Source organism: Actinophytocola sp. (assembly GCF_036378875.1).
Lineage (GTDB): Bacteria > Actinomycetota > Actinomycetes > Mycobacteriales > Pseudonocardiaceae > Actinophytocola.
Genome location: NZ_DASUVO010000167.1, coordinates 1 through 17,408 on the forward strand (window position 1 = coordinate 1; position 17,408 = coordinate 17,408).

The following is a 17,408-nucleotide window of genomic DNA, read 5'->3' on the forward strand; positions in this document are numbered from 1 at the left end:
GAACCCGAGCGAATGGTCCATTCGTGCGCCAGGGGGTCCCCCGATTTCCACACTACCGGTGAGCACCGACACCCACGGCCGATCAACCGGCAAACGGCAACCGATTCACCCACCCAACCGGAGCGAATGGACCATTCGTGCACCCGGGGGTCCCCCGATTTCCACGCTACCAACGTGCACCGACAGTTTCGGGCACCGCGCACCCACTGCCTGTGGACAACCCCGCGTGTCCAACGCCCGGCATCCGCGTGTCCAACACTCAGGACCCGCGTGTCCAACAATGCCGACCGCCGAGTTCAACAGTTCAAGCACCCGACTGACTTTGTTCAACCCACCGGTCCCACACGTTGGACACGCGGGTCTGGAGTGTTGGACACGCGAGATGTTGTGGACAACCGCCGTAACGCGCGCCCGGAATGTCGGTGCTCCATGAGAGGCTCGAACCGGGGGCCGGAGGCCACGCCCCGGAAGGCTTACGGCGTCGCTGCTGCTGGGTTGAGTGTTGGTTCTATCGCGCCTGCCTTGCCGCTGCGTGGGCGGCCGAACCACGACGCCGCCGCGGCCACCAGGCTGGCGATGATCGCGAACCAGAACGCCACATGTAGGCCGTCCGCGAACGGTTGGGTCACCAGGCTCGGGAAGAAGCTGTGCCCGGTCAGGAACTCCGCCTGCTCCGGTGGGAGCGAGCCCAGCGAGCCGCCCAGCAGGTGCTCGATCGGGTTGTAGCCCAGGAACGCGGCGAACAACACCGCCACCGCCGGCAGTTGGGCCAACTGGTTGGCCGCGTCCGCCGGTACGCCGTGTGCGGTCAGCCCGGTGCTCATGGCGGTCGGCAGGGTCGTCGACAGACCCGCGATGATCAGGCTGAAGAAGATCCCGATCGACAGGACCATCGCCGAGTTCTGGAACGTCGCGGTCATCCCGGCGCCCGCGCCGCGTGCGTTGCCCGGCAGCGCCGACATCACCTCGGCCCGGTTCGGGGAGGTGAACATGCCCATGCCGATCCCGTTGATCACCAGGATCAGCGCGAACAGCGGGTATGGGAAATCCACCGGCAACTCGGTGAGCAGGAAGAACGTCAGCGCCGTCAGGACCATGCCGCCGGTCGTGAAGAACGCGGCCCCGCGGCGGTCGGACAGCATCCCGGCCAGCGGCGCGGCGATCAGGAACCCGACCGTCATCGGCAGCATGTAGATCCCCGCCCACAGCGGCGTCTGCTCGTAGGAGTAGCCGTGCTGCGGCAGCCAGATGCCCTGCAGCCAGATGATCAGGATGAACTGCAGCCCGCCGCGGCCGAGGGAGGCCATCAGGTTCGCGATGTTGCCGAGGCTGTACACGCGGATCCGGAACAGCGACAGGTTGAACAGCGGGTTGGCGACACGCCGCTCGATCCAGACGAACAGCGCCAACACGGCGAACCCGCCGATCAACGCGCCCAGCACCCACGGGTTGGTCCACCCCATCGAGTGACCGCCGTATGGCTGAAGCCCGTAGGTGATCGCGACCATCACGGCGATCAGGCCGACGGCGAACGTGATGTTGCCGCCCCAGTCCATGTCTGCCTTCTGGCGCTCGGAGGTGTCGCGCAGCTTAAGGAACGCCCAGATCGTGCCGATCACCCCGAACGGGATGGACACCAGGAAGACCAAGTGCCAGTTGATCGGCGCGAGCACACCGCCCACGACCAGCCCGAGGAAGGACCCGGCGACGGCGGCGACGCCGTTGATGCCGAGCGCGAGACCGCGCTGGTTCGTGGGGAACGCGTCGGTCAGGATCGCGCTCGAGTTGGCCATGAGGAACGCGCCGCCGACACCCTGGACGACCCGCCAGCCGATGAGCCACAGCGCGGCCGCGTCGCCGGACATCCATGTGACCGCGAGCAGGACCGACGAGACCGTGAAGATCAGAAAGCCCAGGTTGTACATGCGGGCGCGGCCGTACATGTCGCCGAGCCGCCCGAAGGTCACGACCAGCACGGCGGTGACGACCAGGAAGCCCATGATCATCCACAGGAGGTAGCTGGTGTTGGCCGGATCCAGTGGGTTGATCCCGATTCCGTTGAAGACGTCCGGCAGAGCGATCAGCACGATCGAGGAGTTGATCGTGGCGATCAGCATCCCGAGCGTCGTGTTCGACAGCGCGATCCACTTGTAGTGCGGACCGAGTTCGGCGAGTGACCGCACACGCGACACGGTGAAAGCCCCCTTCGCACAGGTTCTTTAGCAAGGCTAACTCAACTAGTTCGCATCGCTAAAGACCGTGTGATCCACCTCGCGCGTCCAACGCATCAGATTCGGACCCGGGTGGACACGGTGGACATGGCGCACCGAAGAACGGGGGCGCTGCGGTGACCTCGGGCGAGCACACAGCACGTTTGTTGAACTCACCGGTCCGCACTGTCGGACACGCGGGTCCAGAGTGTTGGACACGCGAGGTTGTCCACAGGTGACTCGGCGACGTGCCGGTTTTGTCGGTGGTGGCCGGTACGCTGGGATTCGGGGGGCCGGAGGCCGGAGGCCGGAGGCCGGCGCGGGAGCGGGGCGGGGTCAGTCTGCTCGGTGGCGGCGGCGTGGGGTTGGGCGCGGCTGTTCCGGTTCCTTCGGTGGCTCGGGCTCCGGGGACGGCGCGGATGACGGGGCGCCAGCGGGTGATTCCGCCCGTTGTGCCATCTCGCGCAGCAGCTGGTCGAAGATCGGCGTCGACATCACGTTCTCCCGTGCCATCCGCCCTCCTTAACGTGAAGATCCGCCCGGTCCGGACCGTAACGGCCGGACCGGCTCAGACTGCCAAACCTCGGCCGACACGATTGGGGGAACTCTGGGCCCTCCTGGCAAATACTGCGAGTATGGCTGCCATGAGCGAACCTTGCGCAGCAAATCACCGAACACAGTGGTCACTCGGCGACCGCGAGGAGCTGTCGTGACCGACAGCCTCGTCTCGTTGAAGATCGACATCGCGGACGGTGTCGCCGAGGTCACGCTGCTCGGTCCCGGCAAGGGCAACGCGATGGGCCCCGACTTCTGGCGGGAGCTGCCCATCGTCTTCGGCCGGCTCGACCAGGACGACGACGTCCGCGCGATCATCCTCACCGGCAGCGGCGCCAACTTCTCCTACGGCCTCGACCTGCCCGCCATGTCCGGCGAATGGGCCGGGATACTCGGCGGCCCCGCGCTCGCCAAGCCACGCACGGAGTTCCTCACCCGGCTCCGCGAGCTCCAGGACTCCGTCACCTCGGTCGCCGCGTGCCGCAAGCCCGTGATCGCCGCGGTCAGCGGGTGGTGCATCGGCGGCGGGGTGGACGTGATCGCGGCCACGGACATCCGTCTGGCCAGCGCCGACGCCAAGTTCAGCGTCCGCGAGGTCAAGGTCGCGATCGTCGCCGACCTCGGCAGCCTCCAGCGCCTCGCCGGCATCATCGGCGAGGGCCACCTTCGCGAGCTCGCGTACACCGGCAAGGACATCGACGCCGCCCGCGCCGAGAAGATCCACCTGGTCAACGACGTGTACCCGGACCAGGAGTCGCTGCTGGCCGCCGCCCGCGCGCTCGCCGCCGACATCGCGGCCAACCCGCCGCTGGTCGTGCAGGGCGTCAAGGACGTGCTCGGGCACCGGCGCGAGCGGGACGTCGCCGACAGTTTGCGGTACGTCGGCGCGTGGAACGCCGCGTTCCTGCCCAGTGAGGATCTTGGCGAGGCCGTGCAGGCCTTCGTCGAGCGGCGGGCACCCCGGTTCAACGGCAAGTAGGAGGGACGAGACAGGTGAGCAGTGCGGCCGCCGAGAAGTTCCGCGCGGCACGGGACTTTCTCCTGGAGCATCGAACGGACTACCACCGCGCGAGCGCTGAGTTCGAGTGGCCCGTCCTGTCCGAGTTCAACTGGGCGCTCGACTGGTTCGACGTCGTCGCCGCGACCGAGCCGACGGCGAGCCGGCTCGCGCTGTGGATCGTCGAGGAGGACGGCAGCGAGCTGAAGTGGACCTTCGCTGACGTGTCCCGCAGGTCCAACCAGGTCGCGAACTGGTTGCGTGCGGCGGGAGTCCAGCGCGGCGACCGGCTGATCCTGATGCTGGGCAACCAGGGCGAGCTGTGGTTGACGATCCTCGCGGCGATGAAGCTGGGCGTCGTGCTGATCCCGGCGTCCACCCTGCTCGGTACGACCGACCTGCGGGACCGCGTCGACCGGGGCCGCGCCGCGCACGTCGTGGTGCGGTCCGCTGACACGGCGAAGTTCGCGGACGTGCCTGGTTCATACAGTCGTATTGCTGTCGGGGAGCCGGTCGACGGCTGGCTGGACTTCGCCGACGCCGAGAGCGCGCCGGTCGCGTTCACCCCGGACGAGGTGACACACGCCGACGACGGCCTGCTGCTGTACTTCACCTCCGGCACGACCGCACGGCCGAAGCTCGTGCGGCACACGCACGTGTCCTACCCGGTCGGCCATCTGTCCACGATGTACTGGATCGGCCTCGAACCTGGCGACGTGCACCTGAACATCTCCTCGCCGGGCTGGGCGAAACACGCGTGGAGCAACGTGTTCGCGCCGTGGAACGCCGAGGCCACGGTGTTCCTCTTCAACTACACGCGCTTCGACCCGGCCACGCTGATGGGCGTGATGGACCGGTGCGGGGTCACGTCGTTCTGCGCGCCGCCGACGGTGTGGCGGATGCTGATCCAGGCCGACCTGAGCGCGCTGAAGACCCCGCCGAGCAAGGTCGTCGGCGCTGGCGAGCCGCTGAACCCTGAGGTGATCGAGCAGGTCAGCAAGGCGTGGGGCGTGACGATTCGGGACGGTTTCGGGCAGACCGAGACCTCGGTGCAGGTGGCGAACACCCCGGGCCAGCCCGTGAAGCCCGGCTCGATGGGCCGACCGCTGCCGGGGTTCGGCATCGCGCTGGTCGACGCGTCGGGCGTGCCGAACGGCGAGGGCGAGATCTGCATCGACCTGTCGCGCCGCCCCGTGGGCCTGATGACCGGCTACGCGGACGACGAGGAACGCACCGCCGAGGTCATGCGGGACGGCTTCTACCACACCGGCGACGTGGGCAGCCGTGACGCCGACGGCTACATCACCTACGTCGGCCGTGCGGACGACGTGTTCAAGGCGTCCGACTACCGCATCTCCCCGTTCGAGCTGGAGAGCGTGCTGATCGAACACGACGCGGTGGCCGAGGCGGCCGTCGTCCCGTCCCCGGACCCGATCCGGCTCGCGGTGCCCAAGGCGTACGTGGTGCTCGCGGCGGGCCACTCCCCCACCGCCGAGACGGCCCGCTCGATCCTGGCCTTCGCCCGCGAGAACCTCGCTCCCTACAAGCGAATCCGCCGCCTGGAGTTCGCCGAGCTGCCGAAGACGATCTCCGGCAAGATCCGCCGCGTCGAACTCCGCAACCGCGAAACCGAACTCCACGCCGACCCGACGGCACCGGTGACCAGCGAATACCGCGAAGAAGACTTCCCAGACCTACGCCCCTGAGTTCGCGAGTCGCGCGTTCGGCCCCTGCGAGTCGCGCGTTCGGCCCCGGCGAGTTGCGTTTTCGGGAACACGGGGCGTACACGAAAACGCAACTCGGGGGTGCTGAACGCGCAACTCGCGGGGGCCAGAAGCGAGACTCGCGCGTTTTCGGGTGCGAACGGGGGTGGGCTGTCGCCGTTCGGGGTTGGAACCCTCAGAATCTGGGCATGACGTCGGCGGCCGGTAGCAAGGGTGGACTGCGGGAGCGGAAGAAGGCGAGGACCAAGCTCGCCATTCAGGGGCATGCGATTCGCCTGTTCCGCGAGCGTGGGTTCGCGGCGACCACGGTCGAGCAGGTCGCGGAGGCGGCCGAGGTGTCGCCGAGCACGGTGTTCCGCTACTTCCCCACCAAGGAAGACCTGGTCGTGAACGACGACTACGACCCGATCATCTTCGCCGCGTTCGTCGCGCAGCCGCCCGAGCTCAACCTCATCCAGGCATGGCGTGCCGCGATGTGGGACGGGATGGCCCAGATGACCGAAGACGACCTCACGACGCAGCTCGACCGCGGCCGGCTGCTGCTGTCCGTGCCGGAGCTGTGGGGCGCCACGTTGCACAGCATCCGGGACACGATGGCCACGATGACGAGACTCAGCGCGGAACGGCTCGGCCGCCCGACGGACGACCCGGCCGTGCAGGCGACGGTCGGCGCGATCTTCGGCGTGCTGTTGACCACCTCGCTGGAGTGGGTGAGGTCGGAGGACACCGACATCCTGTCGTCCATCGAAAACGCTCTCACGCAACTGGACGACGGCCTCTTGCGGTAAGAAGACCCGCATGGGGGTCTTCTCGCACGCGCGCTTTCGCTGGCTGGCCATCGCCCGCACGACCGGGTTCCTCGGCAACGCCATCGCGCCGATCGCGCTGTCCTTCGCGGTGCTCGACCTGGGTGGATCGGTCACCGATCTCGGCATCGTGGTCGGCGCACGGTCGATCGCGAACATCGCGTTGCTGCTGGTCGGTGGCGTGCTCGCGGACCGGTGGCCGAGGGCCCTGCTGTTACAGGGTTCGAGCGCACTCGCGGCGGCGACGTCCGCGCTGATGGCCGTGTCCGTGCTGGCCGGGTTCGCCTCCGTGCCGCTGCTCGCCGGGATCGGACTGGTCAACGGCGCGGTCGCGGCGATCGCGCTGCCCGCCTCGTACTCGATCACGCCGGAGACCGTGCCCGCCGAGAACCTCCAGCAGGCCAACGCGATCCTGCGGATCGGCACGAACTCGGCCGCGATCGTCGGCGCGCCACTCGGCGGCCTGCTCGCCGCCACCGCCGGGCCTGGCTGGGCGATGGTCGTGATCGCGGCGGCGTTCGCGGTCGAGGCGACCTGCTACGTGCGGGTCGGCGGCACGCGGACGGAGCGGGCCCGCAGCCACATGCTCACCGAGTTGCGCGAGGGCTGGTCGGAGTTCTTCTCACGGCGCTGGGTGTGGGTCGTGGTGCTGCAGTTCATGGTCGTGAACGCGGCGTTCGTCGGTGGCGAGCAGGTGCTGGGGCCGGTGATCGCGGACGAGACGTTTGGGCGCGCGGCCTGGGGTGTGGCACTCGCGAGCCAAACCGCGGGCGCGGTGGTCGGCGGACTCGTTGCCGCCCGGTGGCTGCCGCGGCGGGCGCTGCTGTTCGGGGTCGTGCTGGTGACGATGGAGGCGGCGCCGCTGCTCGCGCTCGGCCTGTCGCCGCACCTGGTGGTGCTGTTGCCGGCGATGTTCCTGTGCGGCATCGCGTTGGAGCAGTTCACCATCGCCTGGGACCTGTCGCTGCAGGAGAACGTGCCCAGCGACAAGCTGGCCAGGGTGTACAGCTACGACATGATCGGCTCGTACGTCGCGGTGCCGGTGGGGCAGCTCGCGGTCGGCCCGGTCGCCGCGGTCGCCGGACCGGCGGCGACGCTCGTCGGCTCCGCCGTGCTGATCGTGGTGGTCACGGCCGCGGCACTGACCAGCCGCCAGGTCCGGGAACTACGCAGAGTTTCCCGGAGTCCTGAACCGACACCGGCTGACCAGGCGTAGCTACCCGTCGGCACTCGTGGGGTAGCGGTCGAGCAGCCAGCGTCCCAGGCCGTGTAGGTGGTCGGTGAGTTCGACCGGTTCGATCACGTCGAGGTCGAGGTTGAGGTAGGCGAGCCACCGCGCCGCCCAGTCGAGGTCGTCGGTGCCTAAGTGGAGTTCGCACTCGTCGCCGGTGTCGATCACGGTGGCCACGCTCGGGTCGACCATGTCGCGGACCAGGTCGGCCGAGGTGTGGACCAGCACGCGGATGCGGTGCCGCCACGGCCCGTGCGCGAGCGCGTCGGTGACGTACGCGGCGGCGTCCGTCAGTGGCTGGGGCGCCGGGAAACGAGTGCCGAGCGGCTGGACATGATCAATGCGGTCGAGGGCGTAGACGGCCCACCGGTCCGCACCGCGCGGACATGCGACGAGGTACCAGCGGCGACGCAGGGCGACCAACCGGTGCGGCTGCACGTCGACGGGCCGCGCCGCCACGGCGTCGTGCCGGCGGTGCCGGATGCGGACGGCCTCGTTCGCACGGCAGGCGAGCGCGAGCGGGATGAGCACGTCGCGGTCGGCGTGGCGTCCGGGTTGTTCGGACCGTGCCTCGACGTCGGCCAACGCGCTGAGCCGGGTGCGCCAACGCGACGGGACGACCTGGGTGAGCTTGGCGAGCGCGGTGGTGGCGGCGGCGTCGAGCCCGTCGACGGCGACCGCGGTACGCAACCCGAGGGCGACGGCGGCGACCTCGTCCGCGTCCAGCAGCAGCGGCGGCATCGCATGGCCGGACGCGAGACGGTAACCGCCCGTCCGGCCGGCCTCGGCGTCGATGCGGTAGCCGAGCTCACGGAGTTGGGCCACGTCACGACGCGCGGTGCGTTCGGTGACCCCGAGCCGCTCGGCAAGCTGGGTCGCGGAGATACCCGGGCGTGCCTGCAGCAAGGAGAGCGTCTCGAGACGGCGATTCGTGGTGCTCACGGAAAACCCTGACAGTAGTTGTCCTGGTTGAGGACGATACTGGATCGCATGATTCGTCCAGAAGTCCCTCGCCCCGCCGCACTCATCGAGGTGACCTCGTGACCGCCGGGTGGCGTCGGTCGCAGGTCGGCCTCACCCGCGACGCCGGCTGGCAGATCGGCGTGTCCAAGACGATCGACGTTCCGGTGGGAGACGTGTGGAGCTTCCTCACCTCACCGGCGGGGATGGCGATCTGGCTGGGTCGCCGTGCTGTCGGAACCAGGCGCGGGCTACGAAACCACGTCCGGAGTTCGGGGCGAGACCCGCAGCTTCCGCGAACGCGACCGCGTGCGCCTGACCTGGCAACCACGCGGCTGGACCCACGACACAACACTCCAGCTGACCGTGACCCCAGCAGGCGAGGGACGAACGAGGCTGGGGGTCCACCAGGAACGACTCGCCGACGCCAACGAACGAGAACAACAGCGCCAGCACTGGCAGGGCGTGGTCACGGCACTTGTGGAAGCCCTGGCCAAGACCTGAACCGCGTTGACAGCCGCCAGGAGCGGGAGCTGCCCGAGCAGGGGCTCACCGCGCTCCCGGGCCACGAAGGCCCACGGCGGCGCAGCGGCGACGAGAAAGCCGATGAGCAGGATGGCCGACAGCCCGCTCGCGAGCCGGGAGCCACGCTCAAGCAGGCATGCTCGCGGCGCAGACGCCCCCGAAAAGGGTCCGATCCGGTCTGGTGGGTGTCCGGGTGTGGCTTCCTGCCTGGCGGGTGGCACCAGTAGTGCTCGACCGACCAACCGTGTGCGGTCCCGCGGTCGGCGGCCTCGGAACCCTTTCGTGGGGAAACAGTCAGCCAGGGAAGGGTTCCGCCGGGTGCCAGGGCCGGGCGGAAGCCTGAGGTGCCGGTGGGCCAACGCTCACAACGGCCACCTGGCACGGCCAACCCCCCAGCCCTGTCCCCTTACTTCCCGGCCCCCGGGATCAAGCCCCGGGAAGGTTCCGATGCGGTCTGGTGCATGTCCAGTGGTGCTCGACCAACCGTGTGCGGACCCGCAGTCGGCGGCATCGGCACCAGTTCGTGGGGAAACAGTCAGCCTCGGAAGGGTTCCGCCCGGTGCGCGGGGCCAGGCGGCCAGCCTGGGTGCCAATGAGCCAAACCGCTCACAACGACCACCTGGCACGACCAACCCAGCCCCGTCTCCTCACTTCCCCGGCCACCGGGATCAAGCCCCGAGAAGGTTCCGATGCGGTCTGGTGCGTGTCCAGTGGTGCTCAACCGACCAACCGTTCGCGGACCCGCAGTCGACGGCCTCGAAACCCCTTTCGTCGGGAAACAGCCAGCCTCCGAAGGGATCCGCCGGGTACGCGGGGCCGGGCGGCCAGCCTGACTGCCGGTAAGCCAAACACTCACAACGACCACCTGACACGGCCAACCCAGCCCCGTCCCCCTACTTCCCCGGCACCCGGGATCAAGCCCCGAGAAGGTTCCGATCCGGGCTGGTGCATGTCCAGTGGTGCTCGACCAACCGGGCGCGGACCCGCAGTCGGCAGCCTCGGAACCCCTTCGTCGGGAAACAGCCAGCCTCGGAAAGGTTCCGCCAGGTACGCGGGGCCAGGCGGCCAGCCTGACTGCCGGCGAGCCAAACGCTCACAACGGCCACCTGACATGGCCAACCCAGCCCTGTCCCCTTACTTCCCCGGCCCCCGGGGATCAAGCCCCCGGGCACGCACCCGACGACCGACTACTTGATGCCGGCAGCGTCCATACCACGCAGCTCCTTCTTCAGGTCCGCTATCTCGTCGCGCAGGCGGGCCGCCAGTTCGAACTGCAGGTCCCGCGCCGCGTTCATCATCTGGTCGGTCAGTTGCTGTACGAGGTCCGCGAGTTCGGACCGCGCCATCGAGCCCACGTTCTCCTTGACGTACACGCCCGACGAGCGGCCGCCCGGTTCGCCTGCCGCGCGGCGGCCTCGGGACGCGTTGCGGCCAGAACCGCCGATCGGCACCGTTTCCCCGTCTTCCGCCTCCGTGTAGACGCGGTCGAGGATGTCGGCGATCTTCTTGCGTAGTGGCTGTGGGTCGATGCCGCGCTCGGTGTTGTACGCGATCTGCTTGGCGCGCCTGCGGTTTGTCTCGTCGATCGCGTGCTGCATCGAGTCGGTGACGCGGTCGGCGTACATGTGGACCTCGCCCGAGACGTTTCGGGCCGCGCGACCGATGGTCTGCACCAGGCTGGTGCCCGAACGCAGGAAGCCTTCCTTGTCGGCGTCCAGGATCGCCACCAGCGACACCTCCGGCAGGTCCAGACCCTCGCGCAGCAGGTTGATGCCCACCAGCACGTCGAACTCGCCGAGGCGCAGCTGCCGGAGCAGCTCGACCCGGCGGAGGGTGTCGACCTCGGAGTGCAGGTACCGGACCCGGATGCCCAGCTCCAGCAGGTAGTCCGTCAGGTCCTCGGCCATCTTCTTGGTGAGCGTGGTGACCAGGACGCGCTCGTCGCGTTCGGCTCGGAGGCGGATCTCGTGTACCAGGTCGTCGATCTGGCCCTCGGTCGGTTTGACGATCACCTCGGGATCGATCAGGCCCGTGGGACGGATCACCTGCTCCACGAACTCGCCGCCGGTCTGCCCCATCTCGTACGGGCCCGGGGTCGCGGACAGGTACACCGTCTGGCCGATGCGGTCCTGGAACTCCTCCCACGTCAGTGGGCGGTTGTCCATCGCCGACGGCAGGCGGAAGCCGTGTTCCACCAGGGTGCGCTTGCGCGACATGTCGCCCTCGTACATGCCGCCCACCTGCGGCACCGTCACGTGCGACTCGTCGATGACCAGGAGGAAGTCCTCCGGGAAGTAGTCGATCAGGGTCGCCGGGGCCGTGCCGGGGCCGCGGTAGTCGATGTGCCGCGAGTAGTTCTCGATGCCGGAGCAGAAGCCGACCTGGCGCATCATCTCGATGTCGTAGCTCGTGCGCATCCGAAGGCGCTGCGCCTCCAGCAGCTTGCCCTGCTTCTCCAGCTTCGCGAGCTGCTGTTCCAGCTCCTCCTCGATGCTCTTGATCGCGCGTTCCATGCGTTCCGGTCCCGCCACGTAGTGCGTGGCCGGCGAGATGCGGATCGTCTCCACCTGCTTGACGATCTCGCCCGTCAGCGGGTGCAGGTAGTACAGCGCCTCCACCTCGTCGCCGAAGAACTCGACCCGCACGGCCAGCTCCTCGTACGCCGGGATGATCTCCAGCGTGTCGCCACGCACCCGGAACGTGCCGCGGCTGAACGACACGTCGTTGCGGGTGTACTGGACGTCGACCAGCGCACGCAGCAAGGTGTCGCGCTCGATCTCCTCGCCGACCGTCAGCGCGATCGTGCGGTCGAGGTACTCCTGCGGGCTGCCCAGACCGTAGATGCACGACACGGACGCGACCACGATGACGTCACGCCGGGACAGCAGGCTCCACGTGGCCGAGTGCCGTAACCGCTCGACGTCCTCGTTGATCGACGAGTCCTTCTCGATGTAGGTGTCGGTCTGCGGTACGTACGCCTCCGGCTGGTAGTAGTCGTAGTAGCTGACGAAGTACTCGACCGCGTTGTGCGGGAAGAACTCGCGTAACTCGTTGGCCAGCTGCGCGGCCAGCGTCTTGTTCGGCGCGATCAGCAGCGTCGGCCGCTGCACGCGCTCGATCAGCCAGGCAGTGGTCGCGGACTTGCCCGTGCCGGTGGCGCCCAGCAGCACGACGTCCTTCTCGCCCGCCCTGATGCGACGTTCGAGCTCGTCGATCGCGGCGGGCTGGTCACCAGCCGGCGCGTAGTCGCTGACCATGCGGAACTCACCCTCGGTGCGGGGGATGTCACCGATGGGCCGGAACTCGGAGCTAGCAGTCACGATTGCCACGACAGAAAGGCTACGCCGGGGCACCGACAATTTTGGTTCGCGCAGGTCAGTCCAGGTCAACGAGGGTCAGCAGTCGCAGTCCCAGCCGTCGCGGCTCCCGCCAGGGGCCGGGCAGCGCCGACCACGGCTGAACACGGCCGGGATGCCAGCGAACGATCAGTCCACAACGGACCCATTCGGCCGAAGTTGCCGGCCAGTCGCGTGTGCCAGGCTGGGATCCGTGACGGACCTGCACCCGCCCAAGATCGAACTCTTCGACGTCGAAGCCATGACCAACACCGATCCGAAGGGGATCGTCCGAGCGGTCGAGACGTACCGGGCCACGGAGTTCGGCCTCTACATGGGACGACCGGTGGACGGCCACCCCCACATCGCCTACTTCCGCTCCTGGCTGCTCCCCGCACACGGCCTGCGAGTGGGTCGCTGGATGGCGCATCCCGGCATCGAGCTCAACCACGACGTCTACATCGACATCGTCGACATCGAGCCGGGGTCGGTGTGGCGGACGATCGACCTCTACCTGGACATTCTCGTGCGGGATCACGCGGACCTTCGGGTGCTGGACACGGACGAGCTACTCGAGGCCCATACCGCTGGGCTCCTCGATCGGGTGACTGTGCAACGCGCGTTCGAGCGAACCTTCGCGGCCGTCGACGGGATCGCGGCAGCTGGTTACGACGTCGAAGCCTGGCTCGGCATCCCGCTGACCTGGGTCGAACGCAATTAGCGAGCACGGCACACCAGGTCAACAGTTACCGCCCGACAGAGTTATAGGTTCATCAATTCGGTACCTCTCTGCGCACGAGACGTGACATAACGAATCAAACCCGGGGATCACCGATTGCATGCTGGCGACTACGCTTCGACGCGTGGGCACGGCGATCACCCCCCAGCTAGTCGACGTCGTCGACACCTTCACGGCATCGCGCACGTACTCGTCCGGCATGACCCGACACCTGCGCACCTGCCAGGTGGAACGCTGGGGTCTGCGCACCGAGTGCCCCACCCCGGAGGACCCGTTCCACGAGTCCGAGGTGACCTGGCTCCTGCCGACGCTGAACCTCCGGCTCACCCACCAGCGGCCCCGCTCCCGCCACGCCAAGGCAGGCCCGAGCGTGCTCACCTCCGTTCGCGCGACCAGCGACGGCCGGTACTGGCGCACCACGGATCTGTTGCTCGGCCTCGAGACACCGACCGGCATGCGCGCCAGGATCGTGCAGTCGGAGGAGTTCGCCGCGGCGGTCGCTGGCCGCGTCATCCTCGTCGGTGACGCCGACCTCGCGCTGTGCACGGTCCACAAGACACTCGAGGAACTCAGCCAGTTCCGGCACGACCTGTCCTCGTGGCTGGCGTACAAGCACATCTTCGACGTGTGGCCGCCGTACTGACGGGGTGATGCGGCCATCCACCGATCGGTTGATCTCCGCGCCCACCGCGATCAACCGAACCCCTGGCCGCGCGGTCGATTCGGCACACCCCTGTCGCCGGACACGCTTGAGGCATGGCAATCATCGAGGTGGACGGCCTCGTCAAGCGGTATGGCGACTTCACCGCCGTCAACGGGGTGAGCTTCGCTGTCGAGCAGGGCGAGATCTTCGGCATTCTGGGGCCCAACGGGGCCGGTAAGACCACGACCGTCGAGTGCGTCGAGGGGTTGCGCTCGCCGGACGGCGGCAGCATCCACGTGTGTGGCATCGATCCGCGACAGGACACCACCGAGCTGCGCCAGCTGCTCGGCGCGCAGCTCCAGGAGAGCGAGCTGCCCGAGAAGCTCAAGGTCGGCGAGGCCATGGAGCTGTACAGCTCCTTCTACCGCACCCCTGCCGACTGGCGGGAGCTGGTCGAGGTCCTGCGCCTCGAGGAAAAGCTCAACACGCAGTTCCGCCGGCTCTCCGGCGGGCAGAAGCAGCGGGTGTCGATCGCGCTGGCGCTCATCGGCGACCCGAAGGTCGCGGTGCTGGACGAGCTCACCACCGGCCTCGACCCGCAGGCGCGCCGCGACACGTGGGACCTGATCGAGCGCATCCGTGACCGCGGCGTCACGATCGTGCTGGTCACGCACTTCATGGAGGAGGCCGAGCGGCTCTGCGACCGGCTCGCCGTGATCGACGCCGGCAAGCTCGTCGCGCTCGACACCCCGGCCGGTCTGGTCAAACAGGTCGACGACCGGCAGCGGATCCGGTTCCGGCCGTCCGCCCCCATCGACCACGCGCTGCTGTCGGCGCTTCCCGAGGTCACGAGCGTCGAGCGGGCCGGCAGCCAGCTCGTCGTCACCGGCACCGGCAACCTGCTGCTGGCCGTGGCCGGCGAGCTCGCCCGCAACCAGGTCGTCGCGGGCGACCTGCGGGTCGAGCAGACGTCCCTGGACGACGCGTTCGTCGCGCTCACCGGCCGCCCCATCGACGCCTGAGGAGTAACCATGTCCGCCCTGTACCGGCTCACCGCCTCCGAGACCAAGCTGTTCTTCCGCGAACCGGTCGGCGTGTTCTTCACGCTCGTGATGCCACCGCTCCTGTTCGTCATCCTTGGCCTGATCCCGTCGTTCCGGGAGAACTCCCCGGATCTCGGCGGCCTTCGGGTGATCGACCTCTACACCCCGGTCATCATCGCGATGGCCATCACCATGTTCGCGCTCAGCGGACTGCCCCAGCAGTTCGCCACCTACCGGGAGAAGGGCATCCTGCGGCGCATGCGGGTCACGCCGGTGAAGCCGGTGGTGATGCTCGGCGCCCAGCTGCTGATGTGCCTTGCCCTGTCCGTGGTCGTGCTGCTCGTGATCATGGCCATCGCGCGGGCCGCGTTCGACGTGAGCCTGCCGCGGCAGCTGCCCGCCTTCCTGATGGCGTTCCTGTTGTGCTCGCTGGCGATGTTCGCGATCGGGCTGCTCGTGGCCTCGCTCGCGCCGAGTGGCAAGGGCGCCGGTGCGATCGGGACGTTCCTGTTCTTCCCGTTCCTGTTCACCGCCGGCATGTGGGGCCCTCGGGAGACGATGCCCGAGGTCATGCGGCGGATCAGCGACTTCTCCCCGCTGGGCGCGGGCGTGCAATCATTGGGCGACGCCGCCGCGGGGCACTGGCCGCAGCTGCTGCACCTGGCCGTCATGCTGGGGTGGACGATCGTTGCCGGCGGGCTGGCCGCGCGGTACTTCCGCTGGGAGTGAGTCGTGGGTGTCGAGGCGCAGCTACGGGCGGAGTTCGACCGCTGGGAGCGCAAAGAGAACACGGTCAACCAGAACCTGCCGTACGCCCTGCTCGGGATCAGCCTCCTCATCACGCTGCTGCAGATATTCTGGATCATCCCGGTCAACGTCCCCGGCGTGGTGGGGCTGACCATCGCGGCCGCGCTCTGGGTGCTGTGGTTCACCACGCTCCACCCGGAGTGGCAGCCGGGCGGCTGGAAGATGGGCGTGTACTACGCCGGGCTGTGGGTGTTCGCCGCCCTGCTGGTGACGCTCTCCCCGTGGTACGGCTTCTTCGCCTTCAACGGCTACATCCAGGCGTTCCTCGTCCTGCGGGGCCACTGGCGGTTCGTCGGTGTCCTGGCCTTCACGTTCGTGACGGCGGCGTCGTGGATCGGCGGGCCGGTCAACATCAACGCGGAGACGTGGTGGGTCTACCTCCTCCTGGTGTTTTTCAACATGTTGTTGAGCGGGGTGTTCACGTACTTCGGCGACATGACCGAGCAGCGCAACCAGAAGCAGAAACAGGCGCTCGTCGAACTGGAGTCGGCCAACGCCAAGTTGGAGGCGGCGCTGGAGGAGAACGCGGGCCTGCACGCCCAACTCCTGGTCCAGGCCCGCGAGGCCGGGGTGATGGACGAGCGGCAGCGGATGGCCGGGGAGATCCACGACACCCTGGCTCAGGGCCTGGCCGGCATCCTCACCCAACTCCAGGCCGCCGAGCAGACCGACGACGAACCGGAGAAGTGGCACCGGCACGTCACGAACGCCATGACCCTGGCCAGGGAGAGCCTCACCGAGGCCCGTAGGACCGTCCACGCGGTCGAGCCGACGGTGCTCGCCGAGGCCCGGCTTCCGGAGGCGATCAGCGAGGTGACCAGGCGTTGGGCGGAGGTCAACCACATCGACGCGGTGTTGACCACGACCGGTGACGCGCGGCCCATGCACGCGAACGTCGAAGTGGCGCTACTGCGGACCGCGCAGGAGGCGCTCGCGAACGTGGCGAAGCACGCGAAGGCGAGCCGGGTCGGCCTGACACTGTCCTACATGGAGGATCTGGTGACGCTCGACGTGCGCGACGACGGGGTCGGGTTCGACCCTAACGTCAAGCGTGCCAACGGTTCCACGAACGGCGGGTTCGGGCTCGCCGGCATGCGCCAGCGGGTGCAGCGGCTCTCGGGACGGCTCGACATCGAGTCGGAGCCGGGTGGGGGCACGGCGATCTCGGCGACCGTGCCGGCGATTCCCGCCGGGGGTGTGGATTGATCACGCTGCTGATCGTCGACGACCACCCCGTGGTGCGTGACGGGCTGCGGGGCATGTTCACCGCCGACCCGCGGTTCGAGGTGCTCGGCGAGGCCGGGGACGGCGCGGAGGCCATCGCCGCCGGGGAGAAGCTGCGGCCCGACGTTATCCTCATGGACCTGCGGATGCCGAGGACCGACGGCGTCACCGCCATCAAGGAGCTGGCGAAGCGGGGCGTGCCGTCCCGGGTACTCGTCCTGACCACCTACGACACGGACAGCGACGTGCTGCCCGCGATCGAGGCCGGCGCCACCGGCTACCTGCTGAAGGACTCGCCACGCGAGGAGCTGTTCCGCGCGGTGGAGGCGGCGGCACAGGGGCAGGCGGTCCTCTCCCCCGCGGTCGCGACCCGGCTCATGGGGCAGATGCGCCAACCGGTGTCCGAACCGCTGTCGCAGCGTGAGCTGGAAGTACTGGAGCTGATCGCGCGCGGCTCGACGAACCGTGAGGCGGCGAAGGCGTTGTTCATCAGCGAGGCAACGGTGAAGACGCACCTGCTCCACGTGTACGCGAAACTGGGCGTCAACGACCGCGCGGCCGCTGTGGCCACCGCGTTCTCACGTGGTTACCTGACGCCACGTGGGTGAC

Annotated in this window: 15 protein-coding genes; 11 read left to right on the forward strand and 4 right to left on the reverse strand. The window is 68.5% G+C overall.

Annotation, left to right across the window (positions count from 1 at the left end):
* Positions 1 to 473: 473 nt before the first annotated feature.
* Together VF106_RS45930 and VF106_RS45935 are read right to left on the reverse strand one after the other, a co-directional pair.
* Positions 474 to 2,117 (reverse strand): MFS transporter, encoded by a 1,644-nt coding sequence (locus VF106_RS45930; protein ID WP_330846427.1) that lies wholly within the window; start codon positions 2,115 to 2,117, stop codon positions 474 to 476.
* Between the two features lie 429 nt (positions 2,118 to 2,546).
* Entirely contained in the window at positions 2,547 to 2,723 is a 177-nt protein-coding gene (locus VF106_RS45935; protein ID WP_330846388.1) for a hypothetical protein, read from the reverse strand.
* Between the two features lie 196 nt (positions 2,724 to 2,919).
* Here VF106_RS45935 and VF106_RS45940 point away from each other — a divergent pair, with 196 nt between their 5' ends.
* The 4 genes from VF106_RS45940 to VF106_RS45955 all read left to right on the forward strand — a co-directional run bounded on the left by VF106_RS45940 (position 2,920) and on the right by VF106_RS45955 (position 7,508).
* Positions 2,920 to 3,744, forward strand: a complete 825-nt coding sequence (locus VF106_RS45940; RefSeq protein ID WP_330846389.1) for a crotonase/enoyl-CoA hydratase family protein — start codon at positions 2,920 to 2,922, stop codon at positions 3,742 to 3,744.
* Between the two features lie 14 nt (positions 3,745 to 3,758).
* The gene (locus VF106_RS45945) at positions 3,759 to 5,468 is read left to right on the forward strand and encodes an AMP-binding protein (RefSeq protein WP_330846390.1); all 1,710 of its coding nucleotides are present in this window, start codon (positions 3,759 to 3,761) and stop codon (positions 5,466 to 5,468) included.
* A 206-nt stretch (positions 5,469 to 5,674) separates the two neighbouring features.
* Positions 5,675 to 6,274 (forward strand): acyl-CoA-like ligand-binding transcription factor, encoded by a 600-nt coding sequence (locus VF106_RS45950; RefSeq protein ID WP_330846391.1) that lies wholly within the window; start codon positions 5,675 to 5,677, stop codon positions 6,272 to 6,274.
* A 10-nt stretch (positions 6,275 to 6,284) separates the two neighbouring features.
* Positions 6,285 to 7,508 carry an MFS transporter gene (locus tag VF106_RS45955; RefSeq protein ID WP_330846392.1) on the forward strand — a complete coding sequence of 408 codons (1,224 nt, stop codon included), beginning with the start codon at positions 6,285 to 6,287 and terminating at the stop codon, positions 7,506 to 7,508.
* On the opposite strand, the gene VF106_RS45960 is transcribed toward VF106_RS45955, so the two are convergent.
* Positions 7,509 to 8,465: a helix-turn-helix transcriptional regulator gene (locus VF106_RS45960; protein WP_330846393.1), complete on the reverse strand. Its 957-nt coding sequence runs from the start codon at positions 8,463 to 8,465 to the stop codon at positions 7,509 to 7,511. It abuts the gene before it with no gap.
* 246 nt (positions 8,466 to 8,711) lie between these two features.
* Between VF106_RS45960 and VF106_RS45965 the strand changes: the two genes are divergently transcribed.
* Positions 8,712 to 8,987 (forward strand): SRPBCC domain-containing protein, encoded by a 276-nt coding sequence (locus VF106_RS45965; protein ID WP_330846394.1) that lies wholly within the window; start codon positions 8,712 to 8,714, stop codon positions 8,985 to 8,987.
* 1,208 nt (positions 8,988 to 10,195) lie between these two features.
* Here VF106_RS45965 and uvrB read toward each other — a convergent pair.
* Positions 10,196 to 12,361 carry an excinuclease ABC subunit UvrB gene (gene uvrB / locus VF106_RS45970; RefSeq protein WP_414639225.1) on the reverse strand — a complete coding sequence of 722 codons (2,166 nt, stop codon included), beginning with the start codon at positions 12,359 to 12,361 and terminating at the stop codon, positions 10,196 to 10,198.
* A gap of 196 nt (positions 12,362 to 12,557) precedes the next feature.
* On the opposite strand from uvrB, the gene VF106_RS45975 reads away from it, so the two are divergent.
* From VF106_RS45975 to VF106_RS46000, 6 genes are all read left to right on the forward strand, one after another.
* Complete coding sequence (locus VF106_RS45975; protein ID WP_330846397.1) at positions 12,558 to 13,064, forward strand: ribonuclease FAU-1 family protein; 507 nt, start codon at positions 12,558 to 12,560, stop codon at positions 13,062 to 13,064.
* Between the two features lie 142 nt (positions 13,065 to 13,206).
* Positions 13,207 to 13,725 (forward strand): ribonuclease FAU-1 family protein, encoded by a 519-nt coding sequence (locus VF106_RS45980; protein ID WP_330846398.1) that lies wholly within the window; start codon positions 13,207 to 13,209, stop codon positions 13,723 to 13,725.
* Positions 13,726 to 13,838: 113 nt separating this feature from the next.
* Positions 13,839 to 14,747, forward strand: coding sequence for an ABC transporter ATP-binding protein (locus tag VF106_RS45985; RefSeq protein WP_330846399.1), 909 nt, complete (start codon positions 13,839 to 13,841; stop codon positions 14,745 to 14,747).
* 9 nt (positions 14,748 to 14,756) lie between these two features.
* Positions 14,757 to 15,497, forward strand: a complete 741-nt coding sequence (locus tag VF106_RS45990) for an ABC transporter permease (RefSeq protein ID WP_330846400.1) — start codon at positions 14,757 to 14,759, stop codon at positions 15,495 to 15,497.
* Positions 15,498 to 15,500: 3 nt separating this feature from the next.
* Entirely contained in the window at positions 15,501 to 16,781 is a 1,281-nt protein-coding gene (locus tag VF106_RS45995) for a sensor histidine kinase (protein WP_330846401.1), read from the forward strand.
* Entirely contained in the window at positions 16,778 to 17,407 is a 630-nt protein-coding gene (locus VF106_RS46000; protein ID WP_330846402.1) for a response regulator, read from the forward strand. Before VF106_RS45995 ends, VF106_RS46000 begins: the two co-directional genes overlap by 4 nt.
* Position 17,408 lies beyond the last annotated feature (1 nt).